Consider the following 16,815-nt stretch of genomic DNA (forward strand, 5'->3'; position numbering starts at 1 on the left):
TGATGACTATGGATTATGACCGGGCATTATATTACACACATCGCTCGGAATGGGATAACTTATTAATCCTAATGGTAAGAACATCCGACAACTTTTTGGCAAAGAAAATTGAACATTTTCTCCATGCCTATAATTTTGAGAAGGATTATTCGATCATCGAAAAACATTTATATTCTTTGCTTAGGTATATTGATCATGCACTTGAATTGCATGATCGCGATATAACAGAGGAAACCTTATATATGCTGAAGTAAAACACCGCCATATATAGAAATAAGGAGGGTGTCCTAAGACACCCTCCTTTCCTATTATTACTACGATAAATCAGCCATTTTTTGTTCAACCAGCTTCATAAATTCTGTTTCAATACGTGCCAGCTTTTGTTTACTTTCATCTAAGCTATTGTCGTAAACACTAAAGTAAAATTTCACCTTTGGCTCGGTTCCGGATGGTCTTAAGCAAATCCATGTTCCATCCTCCAAATAATATTTTAACACATTCGATTTCGGCAGCGTAATGGCTTTTACCGTTCCGTCTGCTTCCACTCTTGACCCGGTCAAATAGTCTTCAACGGCAGAGACCTTTAAACCGTCTAACTCCTGTAGTGGATTCGCACGGAAGGATTCCAGCATTTTTTGAATCAATTCAGCTCCGTCCTTACCTTTTAATGTTAAGGAACGAAGGCCTTCCTGGAAAAAACCGTATTGTTTAAAGATTGAAATCAGAGCATCGTATAGACTCATGCCCTTCTGCTTGTAATAAGCACTTACCTCTGTCGCCAAAAGGGCTGCTTGGACAGCATCCTTATCACGGACAAAGTCACCGATTAAATAACCGTAGCTTTCCTCATAGCCAAATAAAAACTTATATTCACCAGATGTTTCATATTCTTTAATTTTTTCACCAATAAACTTAAAACCAGTTAAAACATCTAAGGTCGCAACATCAAATGATTCAGCTATCTTTCTTCCTAATTCACTTGTTACAATGGTTTTTATCATGATACCGTTCTTTGGCAATGTATTTTTTGCCTGTTTCTCTGACAGGATATAATGCAAGAGGATCGCACCTGTTTGATTTCCGGTTAGAACAACATATTCGTCGTCTTTATTTTTTACAGCTATCCCTAAACGGTCAGCGTCAGGATCTGTGGCAATCAAAAGATCTGCACCAATCCTATCCCCTTCCTCAATTGCCAATGTAAAAGCAGCATGCTCTTCAGGGTTTGGACTTTTTACCGTTGAGAATTCAGGATCTGGTAATTCTTGTTCTTTTACCACTGATACATGTTGATATTTTAACGCTTTTAATCCGTTTCTAACCGGTGTATTCCCTGTACCATGAAGTGGTGTAAACACGACCTTCACATCAATTTCATCCGCCATATTTGGGTTCTCTGAAATGGTCATGAGCTTTTCGATATAGGCTTGATCGATTTCATGACCGATCAGCGAAATTAACCCCTTATCCATTAACGTTTGTTGGTCCTCAACATCAATTAAAAGCTCGTTATCAATCTCATTTATTTTAGCGATAATGACATCTGCGCCTTCAGGCGGCAGCTGTCCTCCATCAGAGCCGTAGACCTTATAGCCGTTATACTCAGGTGGGTTATGGCTGGCTGTAATGACGATACCGGAGAACGCCTGCAGGTAGCGGACAGCAAAGGAAAGCTCTGGTGTTGGACGCAATGCGTCAAAGACATAGGCTTGGATGTCTCTTGAAGCCAATGTTTTTGCCGCTTCCATCGCAAATTCAGGAGAGAAGTGCCTTGAATCATAAGCTATGACAACTCCTCTTTTCATTGCTTCCATTCCATTTGCTTCAATATAAGCAGCAAGTCCTGATGTAGCCTTTCGGACCGTATAAAGGTTCATTCGATTCGTTCCAGCGCCAATTTCACCTCTCATACCGCCTGTTCCAAACTCTAAATCTTTATAGAATGCCTCTTCAAGGCTTTTTTCATCATCCTTAATTCTATCTAATTGCTCTTTGACAACTTTATCTAAATCCTTATGTTGAATCCATTTTTCAGCTTTTTGCTTCCAGTTCATTTATGTAACCCTCCTGAATCGTCCATCTTTTGTACAATATGTTATTATGAGGTACTCATTAAAATATACAGGAAATAGAAAAATTAATAAAGAAGGGTTATAACCCATCTAATAGAAAAAAATCAACAATTTTTGACTATTTATGTTCATATAAATAGTCAAAAAAAATAAAAGTCTGCACCAGCAGCCTTTTATTTCTTTTTTGCTATACTAATAATTCATTAGCAGCTTTCGAATAGATACTTAAATCGTCATTTTCAGTTATTTTCAAGTCGACAAACTGTTGAAATTCAAACGGAAAGTATAATCCATATTGTTCAAGGATAGAAATATTTTTATAATAGGTTTCAATATACTGCTCATCTAGCCTTTCACTTTCAAGAATTGAAATTAATGTTTGTAAGCTTGTAATAACTTGAAACGCATCCTTTAATGTATCCAATTGCTCGAACTGACTTGACGAAATATGTAATACGTTAAGTCTTTCGAATTTAGCAATTTCATCATCAGAAAAATAATTCGGAAATACATCTGAATACAACTGCCTGATTAACTCCATTATTTTTTCTTGCTGATCCGGAGTCGAAGCAAAAACCACCTTCACAAATACCCCACCTTTAATTACTCAGTAATCATCATCATTAGATATACATAGAATAACATATTATCCTGTGTTATCATGGTGGTAATTAACACCACAACCTTAAGAAAATGGATAATTTAAAATTCGCCCGTCGAATTTGCGTCCGGATTTACCTGAGCTCGCTCGATAAACTACCTTTAAAAAATCCGTGACATTCGCCGGAGGCTTAACTTCATTCAGCCGGGGGTTGAACCCTCACTGAATCGAAAAACCATTTGCATTCATCCCCCACTTGTAGAAGTGGAGGACTTCTGCTGAATGAAGTTAAATTCCAGTTATATAAATAAGACAGCCATCAGCGGGAGCCTTACTGCCTGTTAAGCGAGTGATAAAAGGAGGTTTCTATGATAAAGACAAGCCGAAAAGGAGAATGGCTTGAAATCGTCATTCCAGAAAAATGGACAAGTTATTGTGTTCAGGATTTATTTCGTACCATCTGGCATGCACCTAAAAAACTGACCCATTCCTTACGAATGGAAAAGGGAGTCAGAGTAAATGGCCAACCAGCTGATTGGATGGTACCACTTAAAAGAAATGACCGACTTGATATAAGGCTTTTTCATGAGCAGGAGTTCGGCATTCAAACAGCCTACCACGAATTATCTATACTTTATGAAGATGATCATCTTATCGTTGTCAATAAACCAGCAAATATGGACACCCATCCTAATTCACCTAATGAAACCAACACATTGGCAAATGCAGTCGCCTATCATCTGCTTTCAAAGGGAGAATACAGACATATTAAGCATGTTCATAGACTTGACCATGATACAACCGGCGCAATCCTATTTGCGAAACATCCCTTTATCGGATCAATTTTAGATCAAATGCTGGAAAAGAGGGAAATCAAACGGACCTATCTCGCTCTTGTTCATGGCATCATAAAAGTAAAAAAAGGGACGATAAACGAGCCAATTGGGCGGGATCGTCATCATGCGACGAGAAGGAGAGTATCTCCTTCAGGCCAAAAGGCTGTCACTCATTATGAAGTCTTGAAAACGAATCATAAGCAGAAGCTTACACTGGTAAAATGCAGCCTGGAAACCGGACGTACTCACCAGATTCGCGTTCATTTTAGTCATATCGGACACCCGCTTGCAGGAGATCAATTATATGGGGGGGCCCCCCTATTTTCTCGGCAGGCATTACATGCAGTGAAGCTGCAATTTATCCACCCAATCACGGAAGAAGAAATTATTTGTCACGCTCCTTTTCTTGATAAACAAGAGATTTTCACCGGAGTCGACCCCTATACGATATAAAAAATTAGAATCCTACATTTATAAAAAAGGGATTCTTTTTTTATCCACTTTTATCTATTTTTATAATATTAATACAATAGAAATAAAAGGAATAAGCACACACATAAATCTTTTATTCAAACAGATATTAAAGGTATGGAAAAGAAGAGTATATAAACAAATCAAGGTATTTAATATTAAGTTTATGTAAATTTTTCGTGAAATTACTTTAACATTCGACATATTTTTTATAAAATTATCTAGGTTCATTTTTAGCAAACAAGTGTGGATAATAAACTGGGGGTTACCAAAATGGTATTCAAGAAGAAGGATAAATTCTCTATTTTACTAAACGACATCTCGACAAATTTAAAGGAAGCTGCAAACTTTTTTCATGATTATAAATTAAAAAACGTCAGTGATTTAAAAATTTTCTCTGAAACAATGAAGGACTATGAAACTAAAGGAGATACATACATCCATAATGTAATAAAAGAATTGAATAATGCTTTTATCACTCCGATTGAAAGAGAAGACATTCTTGCGCTAGCAATGAGTATGGATGACGTGTTAGACGGTCTTGAGCATTGTTCTGCCTTATTTGAAATGTATTCCATCACTGAAGCGGACGACTTTATGTTGAAATTCGTTGATGCCATTAGAAATTGCGCACATGAAATTCAAGATTCCGTTGATCTTCTAGCAACGAAAAAACTACCACAGATTCGTGACCATGCAATCAAGATTAAGGACTATGAATCAAAATGTGATGGAATTCAAAGACAATCCATCAAGCATTTATTCTCAGTAGAAAAGGACCCGATAAAAATCATTCAATATAAAGAAATTTATGAGAACCTTGAGGATATAGCTGATTACTGTCAAAATGTTGCAAATACTTTAGAAACAATCATAATGAAGAATGCATAAGGAGTCTTAACTATATGGATGGATTAATTTTATTAACGGGGTTAGTTGTCATATGTGCCTTAGCATTTGATTTCATTAATGGATTTCATGATACAGCAAATGCCATTGCAACTGCAGTTTCTACTAAGGCACTAAAACCTCGTCACGCCATTTTAATGGCAGCTGTTATGAACTTCGTCGGGGCCATGACCTTTACTGGTGTAGCGAAAGCCATTACAAAAGATATTGTCGATCCCTTTACATTGGAGAATGGAACGCTAGTTATTCTAGCGGCCCTTCTAGCGGCTATCTTTTGGAATTTACTTACCTGGTACTATGGAATACCAAGCAGTTCATCACATGCAATAATTGGTTCGATCGCAGGTGCAGCAATTGCTTCAGCTGGATTTCAGTCCCTAAACTATTCCGGCTTTATAAAAATAATACAAGCGTTAATTATTTCACCTATTATTGCTTTCGTTATAGGTTATATTGTATATAGTATTTTTAAGGTTATTTTCAAAGATAATAATTTAGCAAAGACAAATAAAGGTTTTCGGATTTTCCAGATATTCACTGCTGCTTTGCAAGCATATTCCCATGGAACAAATGATGCACAAAAGGCGATGGGGATTATTACTATGGCCTTAATTGCCAGCGGGCAGCTTACGACACATGATGTTCCATTTTGGGTGCAGTTAGCCTGTGCGACCGCAATGGGTCTCGGAACTTCGGTGGGGGGCTGGAAGATTATTAAAACGGTCGGCGGAAATATTATGAAAATCCGTCCTGTTAACGGTGTTGCTGCCGATTTGACCGGTGCATTGATTATATTTGGTGCCACTTATATTCACTTACCAGTAAGTACAACACATGTTATTTCCTCTTCTATAATGGGTGTTGGTGCTTCCCATCGTTTAAAGGGTGTTAAATGGGGAACTGCCAAACGAATGCTGATTACATGGGTTATCACGCTACCTATTTCAGCGACAGTAGCAGGAATTTTCTACTATCTATTAAATCTATTCTTTTAACACTAAGGGTTAAGGGTCATATTACCAACATTCAACCATAGGGGGTAAGCATTTTTTTGATGCTTGCCCTTTATTATTTCTAATCACTTTTCTTTGCTTCATTAGAATCTAATTTTGTTTTTTACTTATACTAAGAAAAAAACTTGAATTACAGTAAATAAACGAATATTATATAAGATGTAATTGTAAAACGTTCGTAATTTTGGAGGGCATCTATGTTTAAACTCAAGGATAATCACACAACAGTAAGAACTGAAGTTATGGCCGGGATTACAACCTTTTTAACAATGGTTTATATTGTCGTTGTAAATCCCGTTATTTTATCGGATGCAGGAGTTCCATTTGATCAGGTATTTATGGCCACGATTATTGCATCCGTTGTCGGAACCCTATGGATGGCATTGTTTGCCAATTATCCTATAGCAGTTGCTCCAGGAATGGGCATGAATGCCTATTTTGCCTATTCAGTTGTCGGTTCACATGGCAACATTGACTATCAGACAGCATTTGCCGCTGTATTTATCGCAGGGATTATCTTCATTATTTTGTCACTCACTCGATTCCGCGAAGTACTAATTGAGGCGATTCCTGAAAACTTAAAGCATGGAATTAGTGCAGGTATTGGTTTATTTATTGCTTTTATTGGTCTCCGCTTAACAGGCTTAGTCACAAGTCATCCATCGAACCTTGTGGCATTAGGAGATCTCCACTCGCCATCAGCCATGTTGGCATTAGTTGGTTTAGCCGTGACCATCATTCTGTTTGCATTAAAAGTGAACGGGGCCTTATTCATTGGAATGGTCATAACCGCTGTGATTGCTTTACTCACCGGCCAGCTGTCCTTTAATGAAGGCTTTCTAGCATTGCCACATCTTCCTGAGGGAATTATTATTGCCAACCCCATCACCGCTCTTGGTGATGTCATTCAGCACAGTCTCTATGCGGTTGTTTTTTCCTTTTTATTAGTAACCATCTTTGATACAACAGGTACCATGGTAGCTGTCGCACAGCAGGCAGGCTTAATGAAAGGTAAGAAAATGCCCCGCGCTCGTGAAGCCTTACTTTCAGATTCAATCGCAACTACAGTGGGAGCCATGTTTGGTACAAGCCCTACCTCTGCATTTATTGAATCCTCTACGGGTGTTGCTGCCGGAGGAAAAACAGGATTAACGACCTTAACAGTATCACTGTTATTTATTGCTTCTGCCTTTTTTGGACCACTTGTCAGTGCTGTATCAGGATTATCGGCTATTACTGCTCCAGCATTAATAATTGTTGGCAGTCTCATGATGAGTAATGTGGTTCATATCAACTGGAATGAGTTTGATGAAGCCTTTCCAGCCTTTTTAATCATCTTAAGCATGCCATTAACATCTAGCATCGCTACGGGAATTGCTCTAGGCTTTATTTCCTACCCATTATTAAAATTGGTAAAGGGAAAATGGCGTGAGGTACATCCAATTGTTTATGTATTTGCTGTACTGTTCTTCTATCAGCTTGCATTCCTGCCACATTAATATAAACAGATTTTATGTATCGGTGCCAGGCACCATGAAAAGACTAAATGGCTAGTTTTGTCTTTTATGGTGCCTGGCACCCTTTTAATGAAGATATCTTTCTGTCAGCCATTTTTCTAGGATTTCTATCAACTCTGAGTCGATTGGCTGGTCAAACAGCGTTTTATATTCTTTCATCAACGTGAGCATATGATGTGTTTTCGGGTATTTTCGAAGGATATGATTCATGTTTTGAATAATATGCCATTCCGATTCACCTTTTACCATTTGAGCGATTTTTTCGGCATGCTCTGGAGGAACTTGAATATCCTTTTCGCCCGTAATGGCTAATGTTGGGCAGGTGACTTTCTGTAAATACTCGCACACATTATAGTCAAACTGCTCCCGCATCCATTTTGCATTTACTTTTGTTCCTTTAATTCTTAGTATATCTTCCTTTGAATTCAAGATTTTCTTCATAATAGCATCCTGCTGCTTCTGAGCTTTATCAGCAGCTTTCAGAATTTTATATAACCAGCCCTTAAATCCCTTTGTTTCCCTAATTTCCTTCATCGCCATTGCAAACTGTTTTGGCAACAGGTCCTTTGAAGCTTCTGCTGCTCCTGCCAGCAGAAGCAGACCGGCAACTGATTCCTGTTCATTCACAGCAGGTGCGAGCAAAGCACCCTCACTATGCCCCAAAATCACAACAGAATGAGCATCCACACGATGATCACTTTTTAAAAAACGGACACAGGCTGCAGCATCATCAATTAAGTCCCTCACCCCGGCGCTATAATAATCTCCCTCACTCTCATGGGTTCCTCTCTTATCATAACGAAGAGTGATAAAGCCTAAGGAGGTTATAAAGTCAGCTAAATCCTTATAAAGATTGAGCTTGATGGCTTGATCATTACCATCCCTATTGGTCATTCCTGTTCCGGGGAAAACCAAGACAGCTGGATTTTTTTCTTTCAAGCTAGTCGGGAGTGTTAACGTACCCTTAAGTGTAAATACACTTTCAATTGTTACTTCAATATTTTGAACCATAGTCACATCCTCCTACTCGGATTCCGGAATAATAATCGTGGAGATAAACCGTTTCTTTCGATCTGGATTAGGATTATTTGTAGATGCCTTTTGAAAGACCTTCACCAGTTCCATAAAAAAATCTCGTAATTCCTCATCACTTAAATAGAAGGCAGTCTGTCTGTATGATACTCCATCACGTTCCATATCAACATTTTCCTTCTCTAAGTAACTCTCAAATTGTGCCAAAAGCTGAGTGGTAAAAAACATGAAATATTGAATATGTTCTTCCTTTGAAATTTCATCCATATCCTTGGATGTAACGCTCGCTTCCATTAAATTTAAACCATAGACCTTTTCAATCGTTCCGCGAATTGGTTTCTCCTCCGTTATGATTAATATATTGGCTTTCACGAGGGTATCTAGCTGACGGTAAAGAGTTGCCTGAGCAATATCCGGAAGAAGCTTCGCAAGCTCTTTAGCTGTTTTCTCATCACCCCCAAGGAATTTTTGAATGATTCTTAACCGGACAGGATGAAGCAGAATATCCATTTTTCGTTCCTTCACTTTTCATCACCTTACTATTATTTATATTGATTATATTATCATATTTGATAACAAATAGTCAAAGAATGGTACTAACAAAACATATCGATATATTTATACTCCACAAAACAATAAGCTGAAGGCTCTCAAATTGCTGAGAGTCTTCAGCTTATTGAATAAATCTTATAGGATAAGCGATTAAAAAATTGAATGATTGTACCGATACAGACCACTAATACAATGGTCCCGGCACCGATGTGCCCTCCAATTAAGATCCCAATCATAATAAACGTAATCTCCATAATAGTTCTTGATGCCATTAAGCTTAATTGGAACCTTTCACATAAGGCAACCATCATACCGTCATACGGCATTCTTGGCAGATTGGGCGTTAAATAAATTCCTACTCCAATGCCAATCAATAATACCCCTAGTAGAAAACACCCCCATCTTAATAGAGGAGTGCTTAAAAATAATTCAAAATCATAAAAAACGATTTCCATCCAAAAATCAACCACAAGTCCCCAAAAGACCATCGTAATCACTGACTCGAATTCTGGTCTTTTCTTTAATAGAAAAGAATTAAAGATCAAAAATAAAGCTTGAGAAATTATTACCCACGTTCCAAAGGTTAAACCCGACTTTTCAGCTAAAACCATTAGGACAACATCTTGGGGGCCTGCCCCTGCATTGGACTTTAAAATAAACGTAACCCCTAAACAAGCAATACTAATACCAAACACATAAAAAATCAGTCTTTTCCCCATCCATATCCCTCAAAAAAATAGATTTTTTTCTCCAAGCATGACTACCTTTGCAGCTTCATTGTTCTAAAATATACAGCTTTTCCCCTATTTATTCCGAATTTATTAGAGCTTGCTCAATAGATTACCATTTTCAATGCTCGCCATCTCCCTCTCGATTATGATAAGATTCTAGTTGCACAAAATAATAACAGGAGGACAGGTAGATGACAAAGCTTCACGGTTTTATCGGTACATATACAAAAGGCAGCAGTGAAGGGATCTATTCCTTTGCCTTCGATACCCAATCAGGTCAAATTGATAAAATAAGCGTTGCTGCTAAAATAGAAAATCCAACATATCTAACTATCAGTCAAAACAAACAATATGTATACTCTGTAGCCAAAAACGGGGAAAATGGGGGTGTAGCAGCCTTTTCTCTTGATAGCAGGACAGGTGAATTACAATTTTTAAACCAACAAACCGAAAAAGGCTCACCACCATGTCATGTTAGTGTTGACCAAAAAAACCAATATCTTTTGTCAAGCAATTATCATAAAGGGACGGTAGAAGCCTATGTAATTGATCCAGAGACAGGGGAAATCCAAGAAAATCCTTCCGTTATCAAACATAAGGGTGCAGATGATGACCAACAGCCACACACACACTACGCGGCCTTTACACCTGACGAAAAATATCTAACCGTCATCGATTTGGGCATCGATATGTTGATTACCTATCAATTGATGAATAATCAACTGGTTAAAGCCGCTGAACTTTCCTTTTCAAAAGGTAGCGGTCCACGCCACCTTGCCTTTCATCCAAACGGAAGGTATGCGTATGTCATGACCGAATTCAGCTCAGAGGTTATTGGATTGCAATATACTCCAGAAAATGGATCCTTTGAAATAATGCAAACCATTCCAACGATTCCAGCTGATTTCATAGAGAATAATCAAGGCAGTGCTATTCAGATATCCACCGACGGTCGCTTTGTTTATGCAGGAAATCGTGGACATAATAGTATAGCTGTTTTTAGCATCGACGCTGAATCAGGCAAGCTAACCTTTGTGGAGCATATTTCAACTGCAGGAGATTGGCCACGTGACTTTTCACTCGATCCGACAGAAGAATTTATCATTGCCTCTAATCAGGAGTCAAGTAATCTGGCTATTTTCAAACGAGATACTGCAACAGGCAGGCTAACCTTACTTCAATCGGACATCACCGTTCCACATCCGGTTTGTGTAAAATTCATCTAACAAAAAAATCGGGAAGTGCTTTAGAGCACCTCCCGATTTTTTTAGGCATACTGCTTTTTCTCCTCTTCGTTTCTAAAGAAAGCCTTCATCGCATGAAATACATCTGCTTTTTGCTTGAGGATATAATATTTGAAGTGTTCATTTTTAATATTTTTGTAGGCTGACATAAGTGTCGAATGTCTATTATACTGATTAACCTCTCCATATCCAAACATGCTTGATACCTTAATTAATTCTTCAACCAACTTCACACAGCGAGCATTATCAGAGGTCAAATTATCACCATCTGAGAAATGAAATGGATAAATATTATAGCGGTTTGGATGATATTTTTCCTCAACCAACTCAAGCGCTTTTCGATAGGCAGATGAACAAATCGTCCCGCCACTTTCTCCTCTTGAGAAGAAATCCTCTTCCGATACAACCCTAGCTTCCGTGTGGTGGGCAATAAACTCAATTTCCACGGTTTCATATTTAGAGCGTAAAAACCTTGTCATCCAAAAGAAAAAGCTCCTTGCCATATACTTTTCCCAGATTCCCATACTGCCACTTGTGTCCATCATCGCAAGCACAACTGCCTTTGAATCAGGTTTTATGATTTCGTTCCACGTTTTAAATTTCAAATCCTCTTTATAAATAGGATGAAATTTAGGTGTTCCCTTCATTGCATTTCGTTTAAAAGCAGACATCATTGTCCTTTTCTTATCGATATTGCCCATTAAACCTGTTTTTCGAATATCATTAAATTCAATATCCTCCACGATATTTTCCTGTAATTCTTTTTTCTTTAAATTTGGAAGCTCTAATTGTTTAAATAAAGCCTCTTCCAATTCCATCAACGAAACCTCAGCTTCAAAATAATCCTCTCCAGGCTGGTCTCCTGCACCTTGACCCTTACCAGGCCCCTTCTTTCCATCCGAACCATCACGGGCTACTACATCTCCAACCTTGCTGTCCCCGTCGCCTTGACCCACATGTTTGTTTTTATCATAGTTATAGCGGATTTTGTATTCATCAAGAGAACGAATCGGTATTTTTACCACTTCTCGGCCGTTTGACATTATGATGCTTTCTTCAGTAATTAGATCTGGGAGATTATTTCGAATCGCTTCTTGAACTTTTTCCTGATGCCGCTGTTGGTCATCGTGGCCTTTGCGATGGAGGGACCAATCTTCTTTCGAAATCACAAATTGATGGTTATTCTTATCGCTCATTTCAACCCCTCCTTAAAAATATTTTGCTATTTTCTGCACATTTTCACCTAACATTCATACAATATCCCGAGTGAAAAATTCAGATAAAACGGTGGATTACTCTATCATATGCGAGAAGACAAAATAGTTTACAAATTATTTTGATAATGGGGTATTTACCTAAGGAAAAAGACAAGTCTCCTAACAAAATGATGATTAGATTCATTCGAATAGAAGACCAAAATAAAAACCCGGTACTATTTTTTACACCGGGTTTTTATTGCTATTCATCCATCTAAATAACGAGAAACCTTTCTGGGTATGAAACTACTATGTTCTTAACGGTTTAATAAGCTGCCGACATAGCGCAATAATTCATTGGCAGAGGTTGAATTATAACCATGCTCATCGATTAATCTCGCCACCACTTCATTTACCTTCTTCAGCTGCTGTTCATCCGGCGTTTTTGTCGAGGTTGTAATTTTGACTACATCCTTTAAATCAGCAAACAGCTTTTTCTGAATAGCCTCGCGGAGACGATCATGTGAATTGTAGTCGAACCGTTTTCCTTTACGTGCATAGGCAGAAATACGAATTAAAATTTCTTCACGGAATGCTTTCTTTGCGTTTTCAGAGATGCCAATCTGCTCCTCAATCGAGCGCATCAGCTTCTCATCCGGATTAATTTCCTCACCTGTGAGCGGGTCACGCAGCTTAATCTTATTGCAATAAGCTTCAACATTGTCTAAATAGTTATCCATCAATGTTTTCGCCGACTCTTCATAGGAATAGACAAATGCCTTTTGTACTTCTTTCTTAGCGATGTCATCATATTCCTTACGTGCGAGTGAAATATAATTCAAGTAACGTTCCCGTAACTCTGCTGTTATGGATGGATGCTGATCCAAGCCTTCTTTTAAGGAACGAAGGACATCTAAAGCATTGATGCTTGTCATTTCTTTTCGGATAATAGTAGAAGAAATGCGATTAATAACATAACGAGGGTCGATGCCGCTCATTCCTTCATCTGTATATTCCTTTTTTAACTCTTCTACATCTGCACGATTATAGCCTTCAACATTTTCACCATCATAAAGACGCATTTTCTTTACTAGATCAATATCACCTTTTTTAGGCTCCTTTAATCTAGTAAGAATGGTAAACATTGCAGCCACCTTCAATGTATGCGGAGCAATGTGAACATCCGAAACATCACTTTCACGAATCATTTTTTCATAGATTTTCTCTTCTTCCGTTACCTTCAAATTATATGGGATCGGCATAACAATGATTCTGGAATGCAGGGCCTCATTCTTCTTATTCGAAATAAAAGAACGGTATTCCGTTTCATTCGTATGAGCGACAATTAACTCATCTGCACTTATGAGAGCGAATCTTCCTGCCTTAAAATTCCCCTCCTGTGTCAGTGACAGCAGGTGCCAGAGAAACTTCTCATCACATTTTAACATTTCCTGGAATTCCATCATTCCCCGGTTTGCTTTATTGAGCTCTCCATCAAATCGATAGGCTCGTGGATCTGACTCCGAACCGTATTCAGCAATGGTAGAAAAGTCAATGCTGCCAGTTAAATCAGCAATATCCTGTGATTTTGGATCAGATGGACTGAAGGTACCAATTCCAACCCGGCGGTCCTCAGAGAAAAAGACTCTCTCAACCATCACATCTTCGATCCGACCGTCATACTCCTGCTCTAAACGCATCAAATTTAGCGGTGATAGATTCCCTTCAATCCGAATGCCATATTCATCATAAAAGTCCTTACGCAAATGATGTGGGATCAAATGAAGCGGGTCTTCATGCATGGGGCAGCCTTTAATACCATAGACAGCGCCTCTATCAGAAAGAGAATACGCTTCTAAGCCTCTCTTTAACATCGTGACCAGCGTAGATTTACCACCACTGACAGGTCCCATTAACAGTAGAATCCGTTTCCGAACATCCAGGCGTTTCGCAGAAGGATGGAAATATTCTTCTACTAATCTTTCTAAAGCCTCTTCTAAACCAAACAGCTGATTTGAGAAAAATTTATATCTTTTATGTCCATTGGCTTCTTCAACACCCGAATCCTTTATCATATTATAGACCCTTGAATGAGCCGACTGGGCAACCCATGGCTTCTCCTTAATAATCTCTAAGTATTCACTAAACGTACCTTCCCATTTAAGCATTTCCTCTTCTTTACGATATAGCTCGATTTTTTTTAATATATCCATATGGACCTCCCCTGTCGCATTATCCCAATTTACTGGCCAAAAACCTTCTGCCTGTAAAAGTCCGAGCAAGCTCCAACCACCAAATAAAAAACGCTTCTTATGATTTGTCACCATCATCAAGGGCAGATTCGTTCCTGCTATGATGAAAGTTTCACTTTTTTCCAAGCTGATTAATACAATGTATGCTTAGTTAAGTGGCAACATGCCTAAAAAGGAGAATCAACTTGGCCAAGAAAAGAAAGGTATAGTTCTTTATTTATGCTGGAAATGAAAAATAATGATTACTATCATCAAATTCGCCCGTCGAATTTGCGTCCGGATTTACCTGTGCTCGCTCGGGTAAACTACCTTTAAAAAATCGCATGACATCCGCCGGAGGCTTAACTTCATTCAGCCGGGGTTTGAACCCCCACTTGTAGAAGCGGCGGACTTCTGTACCTGTCGCAAGCTTTCGGTACAAAAAGCATTTGCTGAATGAAGTTAAATTCATCTCTCAAAAATATCTGCCGAAAGAGATAATATGTATACTAGCAAAATCACCAACTATTTTATTTCTTGAAAATTTTCTAACATTGCATTCACAGACTTTTTAGAATAGGCTATAATTAATCTGTCTAAATATATTATTCTTTCTCATCAATTATTAAAGGAGGCCTACATACCAATGGGGACGATCCTTGTTCTTGGCGTAATGGTTACTTTCCTTGCTGCTATCTTTACAGCAGGTTATAATGACAAACCTAAAGTGACAAAGTAAGAAAGAGAAAAAAGGCCGCAATCTGCGGCCTTTTTTCATTTTAGATTTAATCCATGTTTATTAATAAATTCATGCATATACATTCTTGATTGCTTCTCGAAGGTACCTGCCATCTGACAGGTCCAGGTATCCTCACGCTTTCCCTTTGTTCGTTCATGATAGTAACGAGAAATTACCTTATTATACTCCTCCAGCTGCTGTTGATAAACAGCTTCATCCTGCTCATACTCATTTTCATGGTAGATGTTAGCTAATGGAAGCCTTGGCTTTTGATCTGTGAGTTTTTCCGGATATCCTACTGCCATACCAAACAATGGGATTACTCTTTTCGGTGTCTTCAATAGCTCACAGACCTCATCCAATTGATTGCGAATTCCGCCAATATAGCAGATGCCTAAACCAAGTGATTCAGCAGCAATCGCCGCATTTTGGGCAGCGAGCGCGGCATCTATTAACATGACCATAAACTTTTCCGTACTCTCAATCGAATCCACCACTTCTTTATTTTCCATAGCACCCGCCATTTCATGACGATGTAAATCACCGCAAAAAACAAAGAAATGACCGTTTTTTTCCACATAACTCTGATTTCCACTCAGCTCTGCTAATTTCTTTTTCTTTGCAGGATCTGTAATCCCAATAATGGAGTATGCTTGAACATAGCTTGATGTTGAAGCCGCCTGTGCACTTGTTACAATTAACTCGATTTGTTCCTTCGTTAATGGCTTGTCCTGTAGCTTACGAATCGAACGGTGGGCAAGCAAGGTTTCAATTATTTGATTCATGATAATCATCCTTTTAATATGTATTGATACCCTTATGATAACGAAGATAGCAAAAAAAATGAAACAAAACCGACAGAATAATTCAATTTTTATCAAATTCACCCGTCGAATTTGCGTCCGGATTACCTGAGCTCGCTCGGGTAAACTACCTTTAAAAAATCGCATGACTCGCCGGAGGCTTAACTTCATTCAGCCGGGGTTTGAACCCCCACTGAATCGAAGTACGATTTGCATTCATCCCCCACTTGTAGAAGTGGAGGACTTCTGTACCTGTCGCAAGTTTTCGGTACAAAAGGCATTTGCTGAATGAAGTTAAACAAAAAGGAACCCTATCATAGGTTCCTTTACTTAGGTTAAATGAATATAGTTCTGCTGACGAAGGACTTCATATATAAGTACCGCAGCTGAATTAGATAGGTTCAGGGAACTGACATTTTCTGTCATCGGAATTCTTAATGCCCTTTCCCGATTGTTTTCAATGATATCCTTTGGCAGACCTGTCGTTTCTTTTCCAAAAATAAAATAATAATCCTTTTCAGTGTTACTGAAGTCAAATGAAGAATGAGACTTAGTACCGTACTTCGTTAAATAATAGACCTCACCGTCTTTATTCTGCTCAAAAAATGTCTCTATTGAATCATAATAAATAATTTGAACAAATTCCCAATAATCAAGACCTGCCCTTTTCAGCCTTTTATCATCCGTCGAGAAGCCAAGCGGACGAATTAAATGTAGGGTTGTGTCAGTAGCCGCACAGGTACGGGCTATATTCCCTGTATTTGCAGGAAGCTCTGGTTGGAATAAAACTACATGAACTGCCAATTTTTTTCACCTCTAAGATAAACTCTATATGATATTATACCATCCAGTTTTCCCGACACAAGAA

General features: G+C 38.4%; 15 protein-coding genes. 6 read left to right on the forward strand and 9 right to left on the reverse strand.

The genetic code is table 11. From position 1 onward, the window contains the following. Positions 1 to 2: 2 nt before the first annotated feature. Positions 3 to 254, forward strand: coding sequence for a YhdB family protein (locus BQ5321_RS19440; protein ID WP_071396069.1), 252 nt, complete (start codon positions 3 to 5; stop codon positions 252 to 254). A 60-nt stretch (positions 255 to 314) separates the two neighbouring features. Here BQ5321_RS19440 and BQ5321_RS19445 read toward each other — a convergent pair whose 3' ends face one another. Beyond that, the gene (locus BQ5321_RS19445) at positions 315 to 2,054 is read right to left on the reverse strand and encodes a phospho-sugar mutase (RefSeq protein ID WP_071396070.1); all 1,740 of its coding nucleotides are present in this window, start codon (positions 2,052 to 2,054) and stop codon (positions 315 to 317) included. A 205-nt stretch (positions 2,055 to 2,259) separates the two neighbouring features. Continuing rightward, the gene (locus BQ5321_RS19450; protein ID WP_071396071.1) at positions 2,260 to 2,658 is read right to left on the reverse strand and encodes a YhcU family protein; all 399 of its coding nucleotides are present in this window, start codon (positions 2,656 to 2,658) and stop codon (positions 2,260 to 2,262) included. Positions 2,659 to 3,041: 383 nt separating this feature from the next. Between BQ5321_RS19450 and BQ5321_RS19455 the strand changes: the two genes are divergently transcribed. The 4 genes from BQ5321_RS19455 (at position 3,042) to BQ5321_RS19470 (ending at position 7,401) form a co-directional block, all read left to right on the forward strand. Beyond that, positions 3,042 to 3,962, forward strand: coding sequence for an RluA family pseudouridine synthase (locus tag BQ5321_RS19455; protein WP_071396072.1), 921 nt, complete (start codon positions 3,042 to 3,044; stop codon positions 3,960 to 3,962). A 291-nt stretch (positions 3,963 to 4,253) separates the two neighbouring features. Then, entirely contained in the window at positions 4,254 to 4,871 is a 618-nt protein-coding gene (locus tag BQ5321_RS19460) for a DUF47 domain-containing protein (protein ID WP_071396073.1), read from the forward strand. Between the two features lie 14 nt (positions 4,872 to 4,885). Further along, positions 4,886 to 5,884, forward strand: a complete 999-nt coding sequence (locus BQ5321_RS19465; RefSeq protein ID WP_071396074.1) for an inorganic phosphate transporter — start codon at positions 4,886 to 4,888, stop codon at positions 5,882 to 5,884. 215 nt (positions 5,885 to 6,099) lie between these two features. Beyond that, the gene (locus BQ5321_RS19470; protein WP_071396075.1) at positions 6,100 to 7,401 is read left to right on the forward strand and encodes an NCS2 family permease; all 1,302 of its coding nucleotides are present in this window, start codon (positions 6,100 to 6,102) and stop codon (positions 7,399 to 7,401) included. An 84-nt stretch (positions 7,402 to 7,485) separates the two neighbouring features. On the opposite strand, the gene BQ5321_RS19475 is transcribed toward BQ5321_RS19470, so the two are convergent. The 3 genes from BQ5321_RS19475 to BQ5321_RS19485 all read right to left on the reverse strand — a co-directional run bounded on the left by BQ5321_RS19475 (position 7,486) and on the right by BQ5321_RS19485 (position 9,722). Further along, complete coding sequence (locus BQ5321_RS19475; RefSeq protein WP_071396076.1) at positions 7,486 to 8,430, reverse strand: alpha/beta hydrolase family protein; 945 nt, start codon at positions 8,428 to 8,430, stop codon at positions 7,486 to 7,488. A 12-nt stretch (positions 8,431 to 8,442) separates the two neighbouring features. Beyond that, positions 8,443 to 8,976: a helix-turn-helix domain-containing protein gene (locus BQ5321_RS19480; RefSeq protein WP_071396077.1), complete on the reverse strand. Its 534-nt coding sequence runs from the start codon at positions 8,974 to 8,976 to the stop codon at positions 8,443 to 8,445. Between the two features lie 143 nt (positions 8,977 to 9,119). Then, on the reverse strand, positions 9,120 to 9,722 hold the full coding sequence (locus tag BQ5321_RS19485) for a YczE/YyaS/YitT family protein (protein WP_071396078.1): 603 nt from the start codon (positions 9,720 to 9,722) through the stop codon (positions 9,120 to 9,122). A gap of 203 nt (positions 9,723 to 9,925) precedes the next feature. On the opposite strand from BQ5321_RS19485, the gene BQ5321_RS19490 reads away from it, so the two are divergent. Next, the gene (locus tag BQ5321_RS19490; RefSeq protein ID WP_071396079.1) at positions 9,926 to 10,960 is read left to right on the forward strand and encodes a lactonase family protein; all 1,035 of its coding nucleotides are present in this window, start codon (positions 9,926 to 9,928) and stop codon (positions 10,958 to 10,960) included. Between the two features lie 41 nt (positions 10,961 to 11,001). Here the strand turns inward: BQ5321_RS19490 and yhbH are convergent, their stop codons facing one another. The 4 genes from yhbH to trmL form a co-directional block, all read right to left on the reverse strand. Beyond that, entirely contained in the window at positions 11,002 to 12,174 is a 1,173-nt protein-coding gene (yhbH, locus tag BQ5321_RS19495; RefSeq protein ID WP_071396080.1) for a sporulation protein YhbH, read from the reverse strand. 317 nt (positions 12,175 to 12,491) lie between these two features. Beyond that, positions 12,492 to 14,387, reverse strand: coding sequence for a PrkA family serine protein kinase (locus BQ5321_RS19500; protein WP_071396988.1), 1,896 nt, complete (start codon positions 14,385 to 14,387; stop codon positions 12,492 to 12,494). 792 nt (positions 14,388 to 15,179) lie between these two features. Continuing rightward, positions 15,180 to 15,929, reverse strand: a complete 750-nt coding sequence (gene nfsA, locus BQ5321_RS19505) for an oxygen-insensitive NADPH nitroreductase (protein ID WP_071396081.1) — start codon at positions 15,927 to 15,929, stop codon at positions 15,180 to 15,182. 348 nt (positions 15,930 to 16,277) lie between these two features. Continuing rightward, complete coding sequence (trmL, locus tag BQ5321_RS19510; protein WP_071396082.1) at positions 16,278 to 16,751, reverse strand: tRNA (uridine(34)/cytosine(34)/5-carboxymethylaminomethyluridine(34)-2'-O)-methyltransferase TrmL; 474 nt, start codon at positions 16,749 to 16,751, stop codon at positions 16,278 to 16,280. Positions 16,752 to 16,815: the final 64 nt, after the last annotated feature.

Source organism: Bacillus tuaregi (assembly GCF_900104575.1).
In the GTDB taxonomy this organism is placed as follows: domain Bacteria; phylum Bacillota; class Bacilli; order Bacillales; family Cytobacillaceae; genus Bacillus_BD; species Bacillus_BD tuaregi.

Bases quoted from the DNA above. Each gene is read 5' to 3' on its own strand.
- BQ5321_RS19460 (WP_071396073.1), top strand. From the start codon at position 4,254: ATGGTATTCAAGAAGAAGGATAAATTCTCTATTTTACTAAACGACATC.
- BQ5321_RS19470 (WP_071396075.1), top strand. From the start codon at position 6,100: ATGTTTAAACTCAAGGATAATCACACAACAGTAAGAACTGAAGTTATG.
- BQ5321_RS19465 (WP_071396074.1), top strand. From the start codon at position 4,886: ATGGATGGATTAATTTTATTAACGGGGTTAGTTGTCATATGTGCCTTA.
- BQ5321_RS19490 (WP_071396079.1), top strand. From the start codon at position 9,926: ATGACAAAGCTTCACGGTTTTATCGGTACATATACAAAAGGCAGCAGT.
- yhbH (WP_071396080.1), bottom strand. From the start codon at position 12,174: ATGAGCGATAAGAATAACCATCAATTTGTGATTTCGAAAGAAGATTGG.
- BQ5321_RS19455 (WP_071396072.1), top strand. From the start codon at position 3,042: ATGATAAAGACAAGCCGAAAAGGAGAATGGCTTGAAATCGTCATTCCA.
- BQ5321_RS19485 (WP_071396078.1), bottom strand. From the start codon at position 9,722: ATGGGGAAAAGACTGATTTTTTATGTGTTTGGTATTAGTATTGCTTGT.
- BQ5321_RS19500 (WP_071396988.1), bottom strand. From the start codon at position 14,387: ATGGATATATTAAAAAAAATCGAGCTATATCGTAAAGAAGAGGAAATG.
- BQ5321_RS19475 (WP_071396076.1), bottom strand. From the start codon at position 8,430: ATGGTTCAAAATATTGAAGTAACAATTGAAAGTGTATTTACACTTAAG.
- nfsA (WP_071396081.1), bottom strand. From the start codon at position 15,929: ATGAATCAAATAATTGAAACCTTGCTTGCCCACCGTTCGATTCGTAAG.
- BQ5321_RS19445 (WP_071396070.1), bottom strand. From the start codon at position 2,054: ATGAACTGGAAGCAAAAAGCTGAAAAATGGATTCAACATAAGGATTTA.
- BQ5321_RS19440 (WP_071396069.1), top strand. From the start codon at position 3: ATGACTATGGATTATGACCGGGCATTATATTACACACATCGCTCGGAA.